15 protein-coding genes and 1 pseudogene are annotated in these 17,962 nt (G+C 72.4%); 7 read left to right on the forward strand and 9 right to left on the reverse strand.

What is annotated here, in order from left to right; genetic code table 11:
* Positions 1-144 precede the first annotated feature (144 nt).
* The 3 genes from ACFWIA_RS22825 to mce all read right to left on the reverse strand — a co-directional run bounded on the left by ACFWIA_RS22825 (position 145) and on the right by mce (position 6,287).
* Entirely contained in the window at positions 145-1,080 is a 936-nt protein-coding gene (locus tag ACFWIA_RS22825; protein ID WP_387007922.1) for a cellulose-binding protein, read from the reverse strand.
* 442 nt (positions 1,081-1,522) lie between these two features.
* On the reverse strand, positions 1,523-5,380 hold the full coding sequence (scy, locus tag ACFWIA_RS22830) for a polarized growth protein Scy (RefSeq protein WP_387007924.1): 3,858 nt from the start codon (positions 5,378-5,380) through the stop codon (positions 1,523-1,525).
* A 445-nt stretch (positions 5,381-5,825) separates the two neighbouring features.
* On the reverse strand, positions 5,826-6,287 hold the full coding sequence (mce, locus tag ACFWIA_RS22835; protein ID WP_387007926.1) for a methylmalonyl-CoA epimerase: 462 nt from the start codon (positions 6,285-6,287) through the stop codon (positions 5,826-5,828).
* Between the two features lie 147 nt (positions 6,288-6,434).
* Between mce and ACFWIA_RS22840 the strand changes: the two genes are divergently transcribed.
* Positions 6,435-7,637: an acetyl-CoA C-acetyltransferase gene (locus tag ACFWIA_RS22840; protein WP_387007928.1), complete on the forward strand. Its 1,203-nt coding sequence runs from the start codon at positions 6,435-6,437 to the stop codon at positions 7,635-7,637.
* A 76-nt stretch (positions 7,638-7,713) separates the two neighbouring features.
* Positions 7,714-8,673 carry a methylmalonyl Co-A mutase-associated GTPase MeaB gene (gene meaB, locus ACFWIA_RS22845; RefSeq protein WP_387007930.1) on the forward strand — a complete coding sequence of 320 codons (960 nt, stop codon included), beginning with the start codon at positions 7,714-7,716 and terminating at the stop codon, positions 8,671-8,673.
* Positions 8,674-8,722: 49 nt separating this feature from the next.
* On the opposite strand, the gene ACFWIA_RS22850 is transcribed toward meaB, so the two are convergent.
* Positions 8,723-9,454 carry a PepSY domain-containing protein gene (locus ACFWIA_RS22850; RefSeq protein ID WP_387007932.1) on the reverse strand — a complete coding sequence of 244 codons (732 nt, stop codon included), beginning with the start codon at positions 9,452-9,454 and terminating at the stop codon, positions 8,723-8,725.
* A gap of 128 nt (positions 9,455-9,582) precedes the next feature.
* On the opposite strand from ACFWIA_RS22850, the gene ACFWIA_RS22855 reads away from it, so the two are divergent.
* Together ACFWIA_RS22855 and ACFWIA_RS22860 are read left to right on the forward strand one after the other, a co-directional pair.
* Positions 9,583-10,248: a response regulator transcription factor gene (locus ACFWIA_RS22855; protein WP_385492254.1), complete on the forward strand. Its 666-nt coding sequence runs from the start codon at positions 9,583-9,585 to the stop codon at positions 10,246-10,248.
* The gene (locus tag ACFWIA_RS22860; protein ID WP_387007935.1) at positions 10,245-11,729 is read left to right on the forward strand and encodes an ATP-binding protein; all 1,485 of its coding nucleotides are present in this window, start codon (positions 10,245-10,247) and stop codon (positions 11,727-11,729) included. The genes ACFWIA_RS22855 and ACFWIA_RS22860 overlap by 4 nt, the downstream gene beginning before the upstream one ends.
* Before the next feature lie 229 nt (positions 11,730-11,958).
* Here the strand turns inward: ACFWIA_RS22860 and ACFWIA_RS22865 are convergent, their stop codons facing one another.
* The 4 genes from ACFWIA_RS22865 to ACFWIA_RS22880 all read right to left on the reverse strand — a co-directional run bounded on the left by ACFWIA_RS22865 (position 11,959) and on the right by ACFWIA_RS22880 (position 14,606).
* Complete coding sequence (locus ACFWIA_RS22865) at positions 11,959-12,435, reverse strand: MarR family winged helix-turn-helix transcriptional regulator (RefSeq protein WP_385492260.1); 477 nt, start codon at positions 12,433-12,435, stop codon at positions 11,959-11,961.
* A 94-nt stretch (positions 12,436-12,529) separates the two neighbouring features.
* A complete protein-coding gene (locus ACFWIA_RS22870; protein ID WP_387007937.1) occupies positions 12,530-13,321 on the reverse strand; it encodes an AIM24 family protein in 792 nt (263 codons plus the stop codon).
* The gene (locus ACFWIA_RS22875) at positions 13,318-13,968 is read right to left on the reverse strand and encodes an AIM24 family protein (RefSeq protein ID WP_387007939.1); all 651 of its coding nucleotides are present in this window, start codon (positions 13,966-13,968) and stop codon (positions 13,318-13,320) included. Before ACFWIA_RS22875 ends, ACFWIA_RS22870 begins: the two co-directional genes overlap by 4 nt.
* Complete coding sequence (locus ACFWIA_RS22880; RefSeq protein ID WP_387007941.1) at positions 13,968-14,606, reverse strand: AIM24 family protein; 639 nt, start codon at positions 14,604-14,606, stop codon at positions 13,968-13,970. Before ACFWIA_RS22880 ends, ACFWIA_RS22875 begins: the two co-directional genes overlap by 1 nt.
* 239 nt (positions 14,607-14,845) lie before the next feature.
* Between ACFWIA_RS22880 and ACFWIA_RS22885 the strand changes: the two genes are divergently transcribed.
* Both ACFWIA_RS22885 and ACFWIA_RS22890 read left to right on the forward strand, forming a co-directional pair.
* Positions 14,846-15,190, forward strand: coding sequence for a DUF3817 domain-containing protein (locus ACFWIA_RS22885; RefSeq protein ID WP_387007943.1), 345 nt, complete (start codon positions 14,846-14,848; stop codon positions 15,188-15,190).
* Entirely contained in the window at positions 15,187-15,483 is a 297-nt protein-coding gene (locus ACFWIA_RS22890; RefSeq protein WP_387007945.1) for an MTH1187 family thiamine-binding protein, read from the forward strand. Before ACFWIA_RS22885 ends, ACFWIA_RS22890 begins: the two co-directional genes overlap by 4 nt.
* Before the next feature lie 380 nt (positions 15,484-15,863).
* Here ACFWIA_RS22890 and ACFWIA_RS22895 read toward each other — a convergent pair whose 3' ends face one another.
* Positions 15,864-17,045, reverse strand: a complete 1,182-nt coding sequence (locus tag ACFWIA_RS22895) for a helix-turn-helix domain-containing protein (protein WP_387007947.1) — start codon at positions 17,043-17,045, stop codon at positions 15,864-15,866.
* A gap of 70 nt (positions 17,046-17,115) precedes the next feature.
* Between ACFWIA_RS22895 and ACFWIA_RS22900 the strand changes: the two are divergent.
* Positions 17,116-17,961, forward strand: a pseudogene (locus ACFWIA_RS22900) (XRE family transcriptional regulator); the annotation flags it as partial.
* Position 17,962 lies beyond the last annotated feature (1 nt).

Raw genomic sequence — 17,962 nt, forward strand, 5'->3', positions numbered from 1 at the left:
TGTACGGACCTACAGAACCCGGACCGGTGATCAGGTGCCGCTCCGTCAGCCCGCCGGCCCCCGCACGCGCATGTGCCCGGCGCGGCCGTCGGGGCCGTACCGGGCACATGAAGCCGGTCCGCGTGAGGGAACGCGGAGCAGCGACTACCGGGTCTGCTGCGCCGGGACGCCCCGCGACACGGGCTCGTCCTCGACCGGGGAGCTGGCCGCGGCCACCGCCGCGCCGGTGAGCGTCGCCAGCATCTCGCGCACATTGGTGAGCTGCGCGTTGATGGAGTCGCGGCGGTTGGTGAGGGCCGCCAGCTCACGCTCGGATTCGCTGCGGATGCGGTCCGCCTTGGCGTTGGCGTCGGCCACGATGTCCTCGGCCTGGCGCTGCGCCGTCTCCACGGTCTGGCGGGCGCGGCGCTCCGCGTCGGTGCGCAGCTTCTCGGCCTCCAGACGCAGCTGCTCGGCGCGGTGCTCGATCTCGGCCAGACGCTTCTCGGCCTTCGCCTGACGCGACGCCAGGTCCCGCTCCGACTGCTCGCGGCGCTTGGCCAGGTTGGTCTCGAAGTCGGCGGCGGCCTGAGCGGCCTTCGCACGGGTCTCCTCGAAGAGGGCGTCCGCCTCCTCGCGCTTCGACTGGGCGTCCTTCTGGGCCTCGGCCCGCAGCGAGGACGCCTCGCCCTTCGCCTTCTCGACGATCCGCAGGCCCTCGTCCTCGGCCTTCGCCTTGCGGTCCGCCGCGAACGTCTCGGCGTCGTTGCGCACCTGCTGGGCCGCCGACTCGGCCAGCTCCCGGTGCTGCTCGGCGGCGCGCCGGGCCTCTTCGCGCAGGTCCTTCGCCTCCTCCTCGGCGAGGCGGAGGATCTTCTCGACGCGCGCGCCGAGGCCGGCGTACGACGGCTCGGCGTCGCTGACCTGTGCCTGGGCGTTCTGCGTTTCGAGGTGGAGTTCCTCGATCCGCTTCTCCAGCGCGGTGATCCGGGTCAGGGCACTGTCGCGATCGGAGACGAGCTTGGAAATGCGTTCGTCCACCTGAGCGCGGTCGTACCCACGCCGCACAAGCTCGAAGCCGTAGGGGGAAGTGTCGCTCATGGGGTTCCTGTCGAATGAGACCGGTGAGGTGATAGGGGGAATCCTAGGGGGCGGAACGGCGTGTCATCGAGCGGATACAGTTTTGATACGGAGAATGACACCCCTTTTGGGTGGCGGAGCCCACCGGCAGGGAGCCGAGACACCGTCAACCCCAGCCAACAAGCACGGACATCGGTGGGGCAAGGGCCCGGAGGCCACGAGACGCCATCGATTTCGGCCGAATCGCGCAGTCGTGCGTTGCTCCCGCAGTGGACTGGCCGTCAGTGTGGTGGCCGTTTCCGGCTCGTCCGTCGGGTTGCGGTCCGTCGTGGTTGCTCGCGCAGTTCCCCGCGCCCCTATGGGGCGCTCCAGTGCGAGGGCGCCGCCCTGCCCCGGAACCGCCCAAGGGGCGCGGGCAACTGCAGCGCGCCCCTTGGGCGACACCGGCTGCCCGCGCGCCCGGCTAGCTTCCCGACGGCTTGCCGCCCGGCCGGGCGGCGCCGACCGCGGCGCCGGCCTTGACTCCCGCGGCGCCGGCCGGTTTGTTTCCGCTCGGCGGCGCCTCGAAGGACTCCAGCGCCTCCAGCACGTCCTGGACCCGGGAGATCTCCGCGTTGATGTCCTGCCTGCGGCGCACCAACACGTCGAGTTCCCGCTGTCCTTCGTCGACCGTCTGTTTGGCCTGCTGCTCGGCTTCGGAGCGGAGGCGCTCGGCCTCCCGGGTCAACTCGGCCTTCTTCGCCTCGGCCTCCTTCAGCAGGCCCTCGGCCTTCTTCACCGCGGCGATCCTGACCCGACCCGCCTCCGAGTTCGCGTCCGCCATCAGGTCCTTGGCCTTGGCCTGCGCCTCGGCCAACTGCTCCTCGGCGGCCTTCACCAGTGCGTCGCACCGTTCGCCCGCGGACCGCATGGCCTCCGACGACTCCCGGCGCGCCCGCTCGTGCAGCTCCTCGATCTCGCCGGTGATGCGTTCGCGCAGCTCCTCCGCCCGCTCCCTTATGGCGGTGGCGTCCCGGCGCGCGCCGACCAGCAGTTCGTCCGCGTCCGTGCGGGCCCGCTCCACCAGCGAGTTGCCCTCGACGGTGGCCTCCGCGACGAGTCGTTCGGCCTCCGCACGGGCCGCCCCGACCATCGTGTCGGCCTGTTCCTCGGCGTCCGCCGTGGTCGTGCGGGCCTTCTCCTGCGAGTCGTTGGTGAGCTTGTCCGCCTCCGACACGGCCTCCGTGATGAGCGCGTCGACCTGCTCGGCCGCTTCCGAACGCCGCTTGTTGGCGTCCTTGCGGGCCTGGTCCATGGTCCGCTCGGCCGCGTTGCGCGCCTCGCCGAGCACCTGCTCGACCTCGGTACGGGCCTGGGTGCGGATCCGCTCGGACTCCGTGCGCACGCGCTCCGCGTGCTGCTGCGCCGACGCGACCGTCTCCGACGCCTGGGCCCGCAGCCGCTCCGCCTCGCCGGTGGCCTCCGAGACCAACTGCTCGGCCCGCGCCATCGACTCGCTGCGGGTGCGTTCGGCCGTCGCCGTCGTCTCCGTGCGCAGGCGCTCCGCCTCCCGGTTCGCCTCCCCGACGAGCTGGTCGGCCTGGCCCGCGGCCTCGGAGCGGATGCGGTTCGCGTCCTCCCGGGCCTCGGCCCGGGTCCGTGAGGCGTTCTGCTCGGCCGCGCCGATGGTGTCGGCGGCCTCGGTCCTGGCCCGCTGCGCGTGCTCGGAGGCGTCCGAGCGCACCCGCTCCGCCTCGGCGATCGCCTCGCTGACCGTGCGCTCCGCGAGCGCCTTCGCCGCCTCGGTCTCCTCCTGGGCCTCCCGGCGCACCCGCGACGCGTCCTCGCCGGCCCGTTCCCGCTCCGCGTACGCATCGGCGCGGACCCGGTCGGCTTCCTCCTGGGCCTCCGTCCGGGTGCGCTCCGCCGCGTGTTCGGCGGCGCTGCGCAGTCCGGTGACCTCCTCCTGCGCCTGTTCCTGGAGCCCGGCCACCGCGTCCCGTACGGACTGGGCCGTCTGTTCGGCGCTGCTGACCAGCTCCGTGGCGCGGCGGTCCGCCTCCTCGCCCAGCCGGGTCGCCTCGGTCTGCGCCTCCTCGACCCGTCCGCGCGCCGAGGCGAGCAGTTCCTCGCTCCGGGTGCGGGCCCGCTCCCGCTCCTGGTCGGCCTCGGTGCGGGCCGCCCCGAGCAGTTCCTCGGCCTCCCGGCGCCGCCGGGCCGCCTCCTCCTGCGCGGCGGTCAGCGCCTCGGCGGCCTCGGTGGCCGTCCGGTCGGCCGCCGCGGCGGCCTCCGCACGTACCCGGTCGGCCTTCTCCCGGGCGTCGACCGACAGCCGTTCCGCCTCCGCGGTGGCCTCCGCGCGCACCCGCACGGCGACGCTCTCGCCCTCGGCGCGGGCCGTGGCGGCGTCCGCCGCGGCCTCGGTGCGCAGCCGGTCCGCCTCCTCCTCGGCCTGGGCCTGGAGGGTGCGGGCGCGTTCCGCGGCCTCGGTGCGCAGCCGCTCCGACTCCTCGGTGGTCTCCCGGCGGACCCGGGACGCCTCGTCCCGCGCGTCCTTCAGCGCCTGCTCGGCGGAGGTCAGCCGGTCCTCGGCCTCGCTGCGCAGTCGGGCCAGCTCCTCGTCGGCCTCCGCACGCTTGGCGGATACCGCCCGCTCGGTCTCCTCGCGCAGTTCCCGCGCCACCCGCTCGGCGGCCGAGGTGGTCTGCTCGGCCTGCTCCTCGGCCTCCGCGCGCTGCCGCTCGGCCTCGCCGCGGGTGCGCTCCAGGGTCTCCTCGGCCTGTTTGCGCAGGGTCGTGGCGCGTTCGATCGCCTCGGTGCGGACCCGCTCGGCCTCGGTCTGCGCGGCCTTGCGCAGCTCGTCCGCGTCGGCCCGCGACTTCGCGAGGAGCTCCTCGGCGGTCTTGGCCGCTTCCTCGATCTGCTGCACGGCCTCGCGCCGGGCCTCGCCCCGGATGCGCTCGCCCTCCGCGACGGCGTCGGCCCGCAGCTGCTCGGCCTCGCCGCGTAGCCTGCGGGCCTCCTCCTGGAGCTCGACCGTCTTGGCGCGGTACTCCTTGGTGTCGTCCTGGGCCGCGCCCTTGAGCTGCTCGGCGATGTCGTTCGCCTCGCCGCGCAGCCGCTCCGCCTCCGCCTCGGCCTCGCCGCGCAGGCGTTCGGCCTCCTCGGTGGCGGCCTTGGTGGTGGCCCGGGCGTCCTCGGTGGCCTTGGTCAGCACTTCCTCGGCGGTGCGGGCGGCCTTGCCGAGCTGGGAGGCGGTCTCCTCGGCGGTGACCGTACGGGCCTTCTCGGCGGCCTCGGCGACGATCTTCTCCGCCTCGGCCCGGGCGTCCTCGACCAGCTGCTCGGCCTCGGCCTTGGTGTTCTCGGCCTCCTTGGTGGCCTCGCCCACCAGTCGGGCGACCTGCTCCTTGGCGGTCCGGGTGCGCTGCTCGTTGGCGGACTCGGCGCTCGCGAGCCGTTTCGCCGCGGCGTCCTTGGCCTCGGTGAGGACCTTCTCGGACTCGGCGCGCGCGGTGCGCAGCGCGGTCTCCGCCTCGGCCATCCGCTCCTCGGCGGCGCGTGCCTGTTCGGCGGACTGACGGCGTGCCTGGTCGGACTCGGCGGCGGTGGTGCTGCGCAGTTGTTCGGCGCGGTCGGTGGCCTCCTGCGCCTGTGCGGAGGCCGTGTTCAGCATGCGCTCGGCGTCGGCGCGGGCCCGTCGCATCAGGGCTTCGGCGTCGGTGCGGGCGGACTCCGCCTCGGCGACGACCCGCTGCCGGGCCTCGTCGGCGACGCGCTGGGCCTCGCTGCGGGCGGCGGCCAGCCCCTGTTCGGCCTCGGCGCGGGACTCGTCGAGCAGTCGGCGGGCCTGCTGCTCGGTCCGGGCGCGCAGTTGCTCCGCCCAGGCGACGTTCTCGTTGACGTGGGACTCGACGGTGGCGCGGCGCTCGGAGAGTTCCTGGTCGAGTTGCTGGCGGCGCGAGACGGCCTCGGCGTGCAGCTCGGACTGGAGTCTGGCCTGCTGTTCCGCGTGCTCCTGCCGCAGCCGCTGGGTCTGGGCGCGGACGTCACGCAGCTCGCGCTCGGTGTCGGCGCGCAACTGCTCGGCCTGGACCTGGGCGTTGCGCATCATCTGCTCGGCTTGGTAGCCGAGGTCCCCGCCGTCGTAGGCGGGGCGCGTCGCGAGGGTGCGCCGTGCTTCGTGCAACTTGGCCCGTAGCACTTCGACCTGGTAGCCGCGGTCCTCGGCGTGCTGAACGGCCTTCTCCCGCTCGGTCTTCAGCCGCTCCATCTCGGCCTCGAACCGAGAGAGGTGGTCGACGTCAGCCCGCTCTCGCTCCTGGCGTTCGTAGCCCCGCACTGCGCGGTCCCATCCGTCCCCTGGTCGTAACGCTCTCCAACGAGCACCGTTCATCCGCCCGAACGGGGCCCCCGGGGAAATGGTGTCAGATCACCGGCGGAGCCTGGGCAGCCGCCCCGACGCACGCCCCGACACCCGGACCCCGGCCATGGACCGCCCCAACGATGTGGCGGCCGTTGCCAACCCTACCGGCCCCCGTCTCCCTCTTGGCCTGGCCGACGACGTTTTCCTGCCGGGGTGCGGTGGTTGCCGCCGCGGTCCGCACGGTGCGAAGGCCCCGGTGACCGCGGGGAGGGGAGGGGGAAGCGGGTGGAGCCCGGGGCCGGAACGCGGGGAGCGCCCGGCCCGGGCGTGCCGTCGCGGGGCCGGCCGGGCGGCGCGGGCGTACGGACCGTGCGGTACGTCCCCGGCCCGCCGCCCGGGGTCCATGGGGTCCGGAACCGGTTCAGGGAGCGGGGTGTCCCCCGGGCGGGTCGGACGGGGCGGGGGCCGCGGAGGTCACCAGTTCGGTGAGGATGCCGTGGCAGTCCTTGGGGTGCAGGAAGGTGATCCGGGAGCCCATCGAGCCGCGCCGGGGCTCCTCGTACAGGACCCGTACGCCCTTCTCGCGGATGTCCGCCGCGTCGGCGTCCACGTCGGCGGTGCCGAACGCGACGTGGTGGACGCCCTCCCCGTTCTTGGCCAGCCACTTGCCGACCGGGGAGTCCTCCCGGACCGGTTCGAGCAGTTGCAGGTAGGTGGCGCCGCCGTCGTCCGTACCGTTGATCCTCAGCATCGCCTCACGGACGCCCTGCTCCTCGTTGATCTCGGAGTGGTACACCTCGAAGCCGTACGTGGCACGGTAGAACTCGACCGTCTTGTCGAGGTCGAAGCAGGCGATCCCGATGTGATCGATACGCGTCAGCATCCCCCTAGTCCATCGGTCCGCGCCGGGGTCACGCAAGGTGTGCGCCGTCACACTCGACGGGCGATGACCCCGGGGCGTACCGCTCAGTACATTTGAAGTAAACCCTCGTTCACTTCTCAGCAGCACGCTGAAAGGGGATCACCCGTCATGTCGGGAACGACCGGTACCACCTCAGTGATCGTCGCGGGAGCACGCACGCCCATGGGCCGTCTGCTGGGCTCCCTGAAGTCCTTCTCGGGCGCTGACCTCGGCGGATTCGCCATCAAGGCCGCGCTGGAGCGGGCCGGGATCGACGGCGACCAGGTGCAGTACGTGATCATGGGGCAGGTGCTCCAGGCCGGCGCCGGCCAGATCCCCGCCCGGCAGGCCGCCGTCAAGGCGGGCATTCCGATGGACGTGCCCGCGCTCACCGTCAACAAGGTCTGCCTCTCCGGACTCGACGCGATCGCGCTGGCCGACCAACTGATCCGCGCCGGCGAGTTCGAGGTGGTCGTCGCGGGCGGCCAGGAGTCCATGACCAACGCCCCCCACCTCCTGCCGAAGTCGCGCGAGGGCCACAAGTACGGGGCGATCGAAATGCTCGACGCCATGGCGCACGACGGGTTGACCGACCCGTTCGAGTCCATCGCCATGGGGGAGTCCACCGAGAAGCACAACACCCGCCTCGGCATCGGCCGCGCCGAGCAGGACGCGCTGGCCGCGCAGTCGCACCAGCGGGCCGCCGCGGCCCGGAAGAACGGTCTCTTCGCGGCCGAGATCACGCCGGTCGAGGTGGTCCAGCGGCGCGGCGAACCGGTGCTGGTCGACCAGGACGAGGGCATCCGGGCCGAGACCACCGCCGAGTCGCTGGGCAAGCTGCGCCCCGCCTTCGCCGCGGACGGCACCATCACCGCCGGGTCCGCCTCCCAGATCTCCGACGGGGCCGCCGCCGTCGTCGTCATGAGCAAGGCCAAGGCCCAGGAGTTGGGCCTGGACTGGATCGCCGAGATCGGCGCCCACGGCAATGTCGCGGGCCCCGACAACTCCCTGCACTCCCAGCCGTCCCGCGCCGTGCTGCACGCCCTCGGCAAGGAGGGCATCGGCGTCGACGACCTCGACCTCATCGAGATCAACGAGGCGTTCGCCGCGGTCGCCCACCAGTCAATGCAGGACCTCGGGGTGTCCGCGGAAAAGGTGAACGTCAACGGGGGCGCCATCGCCCTCGGCCATCCGATCGGGATGTCCGGCGCCCGGCTCGTCCTGCACCTCGCGCTGGAGCTGAAGCGGCGTGGCGGCGGCATCGGCGCGGCGGCGCTGTGCGGGGGCGGCGGCCAGGGGGACGCGTTGATCGTCCGGGTGCCGAAGGGCTGACCGTACCGTCACGGGCAGCACAGCCGAAGCGACCGCGGGCAGCGTCGTCCGCGGTCCCAGGAAGGGAACCGTGCGCGTGAACAGTGACGTCACCTCGCTGGTGGCCGCCGCCCGCAGCGGGCGGCCGAGGGCCGTCGCCCGGCTGATCACCCTGGTGGAGGGGGCGTCGCCGCAACTGCGCGAGGTGATGGCCGCCCTGGCGCCCCTCACCGGCAACGCCTACGTGGTGGGCCTGACCGGGCCGCCGGGCGTCGGCAAGTCGACCACCACCTCGGCGCTCGTCACCGCCTACCGGCGCCAGGGCAAGCGGGTCGGGGTGCTCGCCGTCGACCCCTCGTCCCCGTTCTCCGGGGGCGCGCTGCTCGGGGACCGGGTGCGGATGTCCGACCACGCCTCCGACCCGGGGGTCTACATCCGGTCGATGGCCACCCGCGGCCACCTCGGCGGGCTGGCCTGGGCGGCGCCGCAGGCCATCCGGGTACTGGACGCCGCCGGCTGTGACGTGATCCTGGTGGAGACGGTCGGGGTGGGCCAGTCCGAGGTGGAGATCGCCGCCCAGGCCGACACCTGTGCGGTGCTGCTCGCCCCCGGGATGGGGGACGGCATCCAGGCCGCGAAGGCGGGAATCCTGGAGATCGGCGACCTGTACGTGGTGAACAAGGCCGACCGGGACGGCGCCGACGCCACCGCCCGGGAGCTAAACCACATGCTGGGCCTCGGCGAGGCCCGCGGCCCGGGGGACTGGCGTCCGCCGATCGTCCGGACCGTCGCGGCCCGGGCGGAGGGCATCGACGAGGTCGTCGAAGCCCTGGAGAAACACCGCGCCTGGATGGAGGAACGGGGGGTTCTCCTCCATCGCAGGCGGGCGCGTGCGGCCCGTGAGGTCGAGACGATCGCCGTCACCGCCCTGCGGGAACGACTGGCCGACCTGCACGGGGACCAGCGACTCCGGGGGCTCGCCGAGGACGTCGCCGCGGGTCGTACCGACCCCTACACGGCGGCCGACGTGTTGACCCGGGCGCTGACCGAGGGCTGACGTCCGGGGCCCGGTGGGTCCGGGCCCGGTGGGGTCAGCGGCCTCGGCCTCAGTCGTCGGAGTCGGCAGAATCGTCGGAGTCGGCCGTGTCCTTGGCGGGCACGGTCTTGGCCGTGTCGAGCGAGACCGTCCAGTCGCGCTCGGTGCCGTTGCTCAGCACCTCGACGTCCCAGGCGCCCTTCTTGCCGTCCTCGTCGAGGTCCAGCGAGACCACGGTGCCCTTCGCGGCGGCCACCTCCGCCGCCTGCTGGGCGCTCACCGCGGCGCCCTTCGCCACGGCCAGCTCGTTCGCGGTGTCGTTCCGGTCGTCCTTGTCGTCGGCGTCGTCCTTGTCGAGGGACACACCGAGGACCTTGCCGGTGCCGGGGTCGACGACGACGGTGTACACGTCCCGCTTGCCGTCGATCACCTCGATGTCCCAGGCGACCTTGCCGTCGTCCTCGTCCAGGTCGACGGAGACGGCGGTGCCGGAGCGCTCGCCCAGAGCGGCGGCGATCGCGTCGGCCGCGGTGACCTTCACGCCGGCGGGCAGCCGGCCGGTGTCCTCGCGGTCGTCGTCCCGTCCGTCCCGGTCGTCCGCACGGTCGTCCTCGCGGTCGTCCTTGTCATCACGGTCGTTGCCGTCGTCGTCGCCGGCGTCGTCCGCCAGCTGGACGCTGGACTTCTGCACCGTCCGGTCGTCGTCACCGCCGTCGCCACCCACCACCGCGACGGCCGTGGCCGTGCCCGTGCCCACCAGCAGTGCGCCGGTGATGGCGGCGATCAGGACCTTGCGCTTCATGAACCCTCCCGAGTCCGCAGTTCGGTGCTTGTTTCGGTGTCTGCGGTAACCAATCTGCGGAAGACATGCTGAAGCGACGCTGAAACCGGCTGAAGGGATCTTCAGGTTCCGTTTGGGAGGCTGTGCACATGCGCCTTTTGATCGTGGAGGACGAGAAGCGGCTCGCACTGTCGCTGGCCCGGGGACTGACCGCCGAGGGGTTCGCCGTGGACGTCGTCCACGACGGGCTCGAAGGGCTGCACCGGGCCAGTGAGGGCGCCTACGACCTGGTCGTCCTCGACATCATGCTGCCCGGCATGAACGGATACCGGATCTGCGCCGCCCTGCGCGCCGCGGGCCACGACGTACCGATCCTGATGCTCACGGCGAAGGACGGCGAGTACGACGAGGCCGAGGGGCTCGACACCGGGGCCGACGACTACCTGACGAAACCGTTCTCCTATGTGGTGCTGGTCGCCCGGGTCAAGGCACTGTTGCGGCGCCGCGGACGCGTCGGCGGCTCGCCCGTGCACGTCCTCGGCGACCTCGTGGTGGACACCGCCGCCCATCAGGTGCGGCGCGGCCCGGACGAAGTGCCCCTCACCGCGAAGGAGTTCGCCGTACTGGAGCAACTCCTCCTGCGCTCCGGGGAGGTGGTCTCCAAGAGCGAGATCCTGGAACACGTCTGGGACTTCGCGTACGACGGCGACCCCAACATCGTCGAGGTGTACGTGAGCGCGCTCCGCCGCAAGCTGGGGGCCTCCCTCATCCGGACCGTGCGCGGCGCCGGCTACCGCCTGGAGACCGGGCGATGAGACGGCTGTTCGGCTCGGTCCGCGCCCGGGCCACCCTGGGGGCGACGCTCGTGGTGGCCGTCGCGCTGGTCGCCGCCGGCACCGGGCTGCTGCTGGCCCTGCGCGCCAGCCTCACCGACCAGGCGGGCAGCCAGGCCGAATCCACCGCCAACCGGGTCGCCTCCCAACTGGTGTCCGGCGTGGGCTACCGCGAACTGGACCTGCCCGACGGCGAGGACGGCCGTCCCGTGCAGGTCCTCGACGCACAGGACCGGGTGGTCGCCGTCAGCGAGGGGCTGGAGCGCATCAGCGGCACGGCCTCGGACGAGGTGCGCCCGTACTCCGGTGCGCCGGCGTCCGATGGCGCCCAGGACCGCGACGGCGAGGACCCCGAGGAGTCGAACGACCGGGACGACCGGGCCGACGACGAGGCCGCCGACCCCGAGGACCGGGAGCGGGGGGAGATCTCCGACGAACCGGTGCACAGCGACGGTTCGGCCACCGTGGACGGGGAGTCCGCCGCGTACCTGTTCGCCCGGATCGACCTGGAGGCCCCCGACAAGGGCGAGCTGCGGGTGTACGCGGGCGCCCCGCTCTCCGCGGAGCGCAGCGCCGTCGACACGGCGACGACCGCGATGTTCATCGGGTTCCCGCTGCTGCTCGGCGTGGTGGGCGGGGTGACCTGGCTGGTGACCCGGCGGGCGCTGCGACCCGTCGCGGACATCCGGCAGGAGATGGCGGCGATCACCGCCTCCGAGGACCTGCGGCGCCGCGTTCCGGTGCCGGGCACCCATGACGAGATCGCCCGGCTCGCGCGCACCACCAATGTCACGCTGGCCGCCCTGGAGTCGTCCGTGGAGCGACAGCGCCGGTTCGTCGCCGATGCCTCCCACGAGCTGCGCAGCCCGATCGCCTCGCTGCGCACCCAGCTGGAAGTGGGCGCCGCGCACCCCGAGTTGCTGGATCTGGAGGGTGCGGTGGCGGACACGGTGCGTCTCCAACAGCTGGCCGCGGACCTGTTGTTGCTCGCCCGACTGGACGCGGGGGAGCGGCCGGGGGACGCGCGGCTGGACCTCGCGGCGCTGACCCGGGAGGAACTGTCCCAGCGGGTGGCCGACCGGGTGCCCGTCGAACAGGAGCTGGTCGAGGACGTCGAAGTAGCGGGTTCCCGCGGGCAGTTGACCCGAGTGCTGGGCAATCTGGTGGACAACGCCCAGCGGCACGCGGCCACGGGCGTACGGGTGACGGTGGGGGTGCGCGACGGGTCCGCGGTGCTCGCCGTCGGCGACGACGGGGACGGGGTGCCCGAGGCGGAGCGGGAGCGGATCTTCGAACGGTTCGTGCGGTTGGACGACGCCCGCAGCCGGGACGACGGCGGGGCGGGGCTCGGGCTGGCGATCGCCCGGGACGTGGCCCTGCGGCACGGGGGCACCCTCACGGTGCGGACCTCGCCGGCGGGCGGTGCCCTGTTCGAGCTGGTGCTCCCACTCGCCGGGGTCTGACGGTCGCCGCCGGGTCCGGCGGTCACGGGGGGTCGGCGGTCACGGGGGTGGTGACGGACGCGGCGGTGCGACGGGGGCGGGCACCCCGGATCGGGGCGCCCGGTGTCGTGGGCCCGCGGTGCCGTGGGGCGGGGGGTGGGTGCCCTCGGTCAGCGCGGGGAGCCGCCGGCACCCCCGGGCGGTGGCCCGGGGGCGGGGACCGGGCTTGGCCCTCGCCCGGTCGGTGGGGTCAGAGCCTGCCGCGCTGGACGCGCAGGTGCTCCGCGATCGGGGTGAGCGACTTGTGGAGCGTTTCGAGGTCTTCCGGACCGATCAGGTCGATGAAGTGCCGTCGTACGGAGGCGACGTGGTGCGGTGCCACCTTGCGCATGGTCTCCAAGCCGTGCTCGGTGAGCACGGCGAACAGCCCCCGGCGATCGGACTCGCAGTGCTCGCGGCGCACCAGTTCCGCGTTCTCCATCCGCGTGATCTGGTGGGACAGTCTGCTCTTGGACTGGAGCGTGGACGCGGCGAGGTCGCTCATGCGCATCCGGTGCTCGTCGGTCTCCGAGAGGTTGACGAGGATCTCGTAGTCGTTGATCGTCAGGCCGAACGGCTGGAGGTCCTTCTCCAGTTGGTGCTGTAGCAGGCGGTTGACCTCCAGGTGGGTGCGCCAGGCGCTCTGCTCGGCGTCGGTCAGCCAGGGGGTAGCCGTCTCGGTCTCCATGAATCCTATTCTACCCTAAGAGGTTGAATTGTTAACGAACTTTGGGGGTGTGACGCTGCGCACGCGTTCGATGTCACACTCCGCAGACTACCGCTCACAGCCCGAAGCGACGTTGCAGGTCCCCGAGCTGTCCGGGAAGGCGCGGTACGCCCTGCCCGGGTGCGCCGTGGTTTCCGGGCACGCCCGCCTGGTGCGGCACCACCCCCGTGTCCTGCTCCGCCATCAATCGCTCGCTGGACTGGAGGAGTACCGTACCCGCACCCACGAACTCGAACTGGTGCTCCTCCCCGGACGTCCCGCCGAGACCCGTCAGCGCACGTAGACCGCCGATCACCCCGGTCATGTAGGCGTGGTCGTAGTGGTGGCACGGCGAGGGGCAGTCCGCCCACCCCACCAGCGCCTGCGGATCGACGCGCAGCGGGGGTTCCATGAAGACCACCGGCCCGTTCGACGCGGCGACGAACTTCCCGGTGCCGATCAGCGTCAGGAACCCTGGAACGATCGATTGCTTGAGCGCGAGACTTGGCTGAAAAGCGAGCAGATTGCCCGAGCGTATCGTCAGGTTGCCGTCATCCAGGTCAAAAGAGTTGACGTCGAACGCCCGGTCGGCGAGCAGCAGCTTGCCCGTGCCCGAGGCCACCACCCAGTCACTGGCGTGCAGGGGAGAGTGGAACGAGGTGCGCACCAGCCGGTCGAGACGGCCGTGGCCGATCCCGTTGAACTCGATCGACCCGTAGTAGGCGATCATCTTCCCCTTCTGGAGGAACCACTCGCTGTGCGCGAGCTCCACGCAGAAGGTGTAACTGTCGACGTTGTCGTCCGACGGCAGGGTCGTGGGGTCGTGCACCACCGGTCCCGGCGCCCCGTACTTGCTCGGTGTGCTCACAGTTTCTCCTCCGACGCCTGGACGTACACCACGCCCTGGCCGCTCAGTTCGAGCTGGAACGCCTCGCCCGAACCCCGGCCCACCATGTCCCGCCAGCCCAGGGCCGTCGACAGCTTGTTGCGGAGCTCGCCGCGGTGCGCCACGTACGCCTGCGGGTCGACGTGCACCGGGCGCTGCGGGGTGACCGGCAGCTCGATCACTCCGCCGTGCGCCATCACGGCCACCGAACCGTGGCCCTGGAGCGTGGTGGTGAACAGGCCCTGACCCGTCACCTGGCCGCGCACCATGCCCATGACCCCGCCCTGCGCGCCGAGGAACATCGTGCCCTGCTGGAGCGTCCCGTCGAAGGCCAGCAACCGGTCCGCCTCCACGTACAGGGTGTCCCCGGTCAGGGGGATCACCTGGACGTGGTGGCCGCCGTGCCCGAACAGGACCGTCCCGTTGCCCTCGACGGTCATCAGCGGGGTCGCCTCCCCCGCGACGCGGCGCCCGATCATCGAGGTCAGCCCGCCCTGACCGCCCTGGACGTTGGGCGTGAACGTCACGTCGCCCCGGTAGGCGAGCATCGCCCCGCGCTGGCTGAACAGCCGCTGCCCGGACACCACGGTCGCCTCGATCATCTTCGAGTTGATCTCACGGAACGGCATCAGACGTCCCCTCCGACCGTGTTGCGCTCGCTGGGCTGCACGTACACCAGTCCGTCGCCCTCGAAGCGGATCTGGAACGCCTCGCCGCCGCCCTCCCCGATGAGCGTGCGGAAGGTCACCCCCGCCTGGAAGGTCTGCCGCAGGTCGCCCTGGTGGGCCACGTACGCGCCCGGGTCCACCGACAGCGGGTACTGCGGGGTCACCCGCAGCACGACGGCCGGACCGTCCGAGGTCAGTGCGGCCTGCCCGGTGCCCTCCACGGTCGTGGTGAACAGACCGCCGCCCTGGGTCGCGCCGCGCAGCCCGGTGAAGGTGGTCCCGGTGCGCAGCCCGGCGTCGGTGGCGAGCAGGTTGCTCGCCTCCACGTACAGCTTGTCGCCGTGCAGCCGCACCAGGTTGATCTCGCTCGCCCGGTCGGCGAACCAGCAGGTGCCCTGGCCCTTCACCTCCATCACGGTGAGCTGCTCGCCGGTGAGGCGGCGGGTGACCATCCCGCGCAGCCCCTCACCGCCGCCGCTCATCTTCTTGAAGCTCACCTGGCCGTCGTACGCGACCATCGAGCCGTTCTTCGCCCTGACCGTGTCGCCGGACATGTCGACGGCGAGCACTTTGCTCCCTTGGAGCCGGAACGTTGCCACCCTGCGACGGTAACCGGACCCCGGTGCCGGGGCACAGGGCCCCCGGGCGAGCGGCACCGGCTCGTGACACCGGTGCCGGCATCCGGTGCGCGACTGTGACGCATCCGTCGTTCCCGGCGGGCACCCCGGGCTGGGGCCGCGCCGACCCCGATGCCACAATGGGGACGCTTGTGCACACGTTCACAAAGCGTGCGGAGCCGATCCGTACTCCTCCCGAAGCCCGAAGGTGACCCTCCCCCGTGGACATCAAGACCGCATCCGCACTCCGCCGCCTGCGCCTGGTCTCGGCGCCCGAGGCCCTCTCGTTCCTGCTGCTGCTCGTCTGCTCGGTCCTCAAGCGGACGACGGACTTCAACGCGGTGCCCGCCATGGGCATGATCCACGGTCTGCTGTTCGTCCTGTACGTGGTCTTCTGGCTGGACGCCTGGAACCGCACCAAGTGGTCGCTGGGCACCGCCGCCCTGTACTTCGTGCTGTCGGTCCTGCCCTTCGGCGGGTTCGTCGCGGAGCGGCGCCTCAAGAAGGAGGCCGAGACCGAGGTCATCGCGGCGCGCGCCCGCCGCGAGGGGGTCGTCCAGGCATGATCGTCGCCTTCTCGGTCACCCCGCTCGGCGTCGGCGAGGACGTGGGGGAGTACGTCGCCGACGCCGTCCGGGTCGTCCGCGAGTCCGGGCTCCCGAACCGTACGGACGCGATGTTCACCTCCGTCGAAGGCGAGTGGGACGAGGTCATGGACGTCGTCAAGCGGGCCGTCGCCGCGGTCGAGGCGCGCGCCCCGCGGGTCTCGCTGGTGCTCAAGGCGGACCTCCGCCCCGGGGTCAGTGACGGCCTCACCTCCAAGGTCGAGACCGTCGAACGGCACCTCGCCGACGGCTGAGACCCCCCGCACCGCACGTTCTTCGCGACGGCCGTCCCCGGACCGGGGGCGGCCGTCACGCGTACACACCCACCCTTGCGCTACGACCGTGCCGCGCACCGGGGGCACGCGCACGTCGGCCAGACCGAGGTCAGTGTCGGCGCCGGTTTCGCCGACGCGTACACGCCCTGCGGGTCGCCCCAGGTCCGGCCGCCGTCACGGGACACCCGGAGGGTCAACAGGGGGCGTTCGCCGGGGGGCGGCTGCTGGGGGTCGGGGGGAGCTCCGGGTTCGGGGTCCTGGCGCGTGGGGTCGGTCGTCATGTCGCACCACGCTAGGGACCGTCGGGACCGGTGACCATGGCAGTTCTGCGCGGGGCCGACAGGAGGTGCCACGCAGGGTCACACCGGCAGCTCCATCGTGTCGGCGAGGGAACGCATCTCCTCCGTGAGGGTCCGTCGCCTGGCCACGACGTGGGCGAGGACGTCCCGGGCGTACCGCTGGTTCGGCAGCCACTGCGGGGCTGCGGCGCGGACCCCGGCCAAGGTGTCGACAGCCAGGCCGTACTGCCGCGTCCTGGCGTATGCGTTGGCCACGTCGAGCAGATGACGGTTGCGGTTGTTCGACGTGGGACGGAACCCTCCCGTCGGGACCTTCGACGCCAGCTTGAGGACCACGTCCGGACGATCCAGGACCATGGCGTTCTCGGTCCGCTTCAGGGTGACCGTCACCGGGCCGAAGGCGCGGAGGAAGTCGTCGCCCGGGACGAACTCCCGCCCCAGGGCCACGGCTGCGGAGTGGGCGAAGCGCAGGGCCTCCTCCGCCTCGTCCGGGCGGTTGTCCCGTACGGCCGCGGCCGACAGGCGTAGCAGCAGCCACCCCCATGCGCTGAGTTCGTCGGGCGTCGCGCGGGAGAGCCGGGGTTCCGTTTCGTCGGCCCATTGGGTGGCCAACTCCCGGGCCCGGTCCAATCTGCCCTGTCGCAGCAGTAGCCAGCACATCGTGTTGACCGTGGACGCCCCCTGGAGCCGGTCCGCCGAGCCGGTGAGGGCCATGCCCAAGCACCGTTCGGCGGCCTCGAACTGGCGGGTCTGGGTCAGCAGCCACCCGGTGAGCTGCAACAAGCGCACCCGCAGGGCCCGACCTTCGGGTGCGAGCCGAGCCGCTGCGTCCGCGTCCCGGAGCAGCGCGGGCAGCACGGTGCGCAACTCCGCGAACCGGTCGCCGGAGAACAGGGGGACGACGGCGCGCAGTGCGTCACGCAGACCGTCCAGGGTCGGGGGCTCGTCCACGTCGGCGGCCCCGGTCGCCGAGGCCGTCAGGGCGTTCCTGACGGGAGCCCACTGGTCCGAGACGACGGTGCCTGACCCGTCTTCCACGGCTTCGGCCACCAGGCGCGTGGTGGGCACCCCGAGCGCCGCGGCTAGCTTGCGTACCGTCTCCAGGCGGGCATCTCGCCGCTCCCCCTGTTCGAGCTTCCTGATCAGCGACACCGACACACCGGACTCGCGCGCGAGCCCCTGTTGCGTCAGTCCTCGACGCTTGCGGGCGCTCCGCAGCCGTTCACCCACATCGGCAGGCATGGGCCGAGGGTACGCCCATGCGCGCGGCCGTTGTGCCGAGCTGGTGCGTGGGTAGACCAGACCTGGACGTCCCCTAGCCGTGCGTGAGGGTGAAGTGAAGCGCCGTACGTTTCTGACCGACGTGCCGTCGGCGGACGACTGGGAAGCGAAGCTGGCCGCGTACGGGACCGCGTACATGAGTCAGGAGGCCGCCGACATCCGGCGTCGCGTGACGGGCGAGCTGGTCGTGGTGCAGCAGCAACTGGACACGCCGCAGCTGTGGTCCGTCGCCGCGCGGCTCATGACGCTGTACGCCAAGACGTTCCCCGGCTCCGACGGCTCCAGGGCCGTGAACTGGTACCGCATGGCCGCGGAGGCAGCCGACGAGTCGGGTGACGACCACACCCGGGTGTGGGTACGGGGCCGGGCGGCGATCGCCCTGGGGTACGAAGGGGCGTCCCTCGGCATCGCGGACGTGCTGGCCGATCAGGCGATGGCGATCAGCGACGAGCCCTCGCTCGGATTGCTGAACGCGACCATGGGGAAGGCGCACGCCGCGGCCGTCCGGGGCGATCGTGCGGCCGCGCGACAGCTCCTGCACCAGGGGCGCCGGGTGTTCGACGCGGTGGCCTCCGCCGAACAGACCTCCGACTACGCGGTGCCCTGGTGGCGCATGAACGTCTTCGTCTCGTTGCTCGCGGCTCGCCTCGGGGACGAGGACGCGGCGGTCCGGGCGCAGGACGCCGCGCGACGGGAGCTGCCGGCCGTCCTGCCCCGGTTCGCCACGCACCTCGAACTGCACCGGGGGCTGATGCTCGCGCGCTCCGGGGACCGGGCGGGCGGCGTGGCGTACGCGCGGACGGCCCTCGACGAACTCCCCCGGGAGAAGCACTCGCTGACGCTGCGACTCCTCATGGCCGAGGTGGAGCGCACCTGAC

Origin of the sequence: Streptomyces sp. NPDC127068 (genome assembly GCF_042724695.1) — a bacterium.
GTDB lineage: Bacteria > Actinomycetota > Actinomycetes > Streptomycetales > Streptomycetaceae > Streptomyces.

Bases quoted from the DNA above. Each gene is read 5' to 3' on its own strand.
- ACFWIA_RS22890 (WP_387007945.1), top strand. From the start codon at position 15,187: ATGATCGTCGCCTTCTCGGTCACCCCGCTCGGCGTCGGCGAGGACGTG.
- ACFWIA_RS22840 (WP_387007928.1), top strand. From the start codon at position 6,435: ATGTCGGGAACGACCGGTACCACCTCAGTGATCGTCGCGGGAGCACGC.
- ACFWIA_RS22875 (WP_387007939.1), bottom strand. From the start codon at position 13,968: ATGCCGTTCCGTGAGATCAACTCGAAGATGATCGAGGCGACCGTGGTG.
- ACFWIA_RS22860 (WP_387007935.1), top strand. From the start codon at position 10,245: ATGAGACGGCTGTTCGGCTCGGTCCGCGCCCGGGCCACCCTGGGGGCG.
- ACFWIA_RS22865 (WP_385492260.1), bottom strand. From the start codon at position 12,435: ATGGAGACCGAGACGGCTACCCCCTGGCTGACCGACGCCGAGCAGAGC.
- ACFWIA_RS22825 (WP_387007922.1), bottom strand. From the start codon at position 1,080: ATGAGCGACACTTCCCCCTACGGCTTCGAGCTTGTGCGGCGTGGGTAC.
- ACFWIA_RS22895 (WP_387007947.1), bottom strand. From the start codon at position 17,045: ATGCCTGCCGATGTGGGTGAACGGCTGCGGAGCGCCCGCAAGCGTCGA.
- ACFWIA_RS22850 (WP_387007932.1), bottom strand. From the start codon at position 9,454: ATGAAGCGCAAGGTCCTGATCGCCGCCATCACCGGCGCACTGCTGGTG.
- mce (WP_387007926.1), bottom strand. From the start codon at position 6,287: ATGCTGACGCGTATCGATCACATCGGGATCGCCTGCTTCGACCTCGAC.
- ACFWIA_RS22855 (WP_385492254.1), top strand. From the start codon at position 9,583: ATGCGCCTTTTGATCGTGGAGGACGAGAAGCGGCTCGCACTGTCGCTG.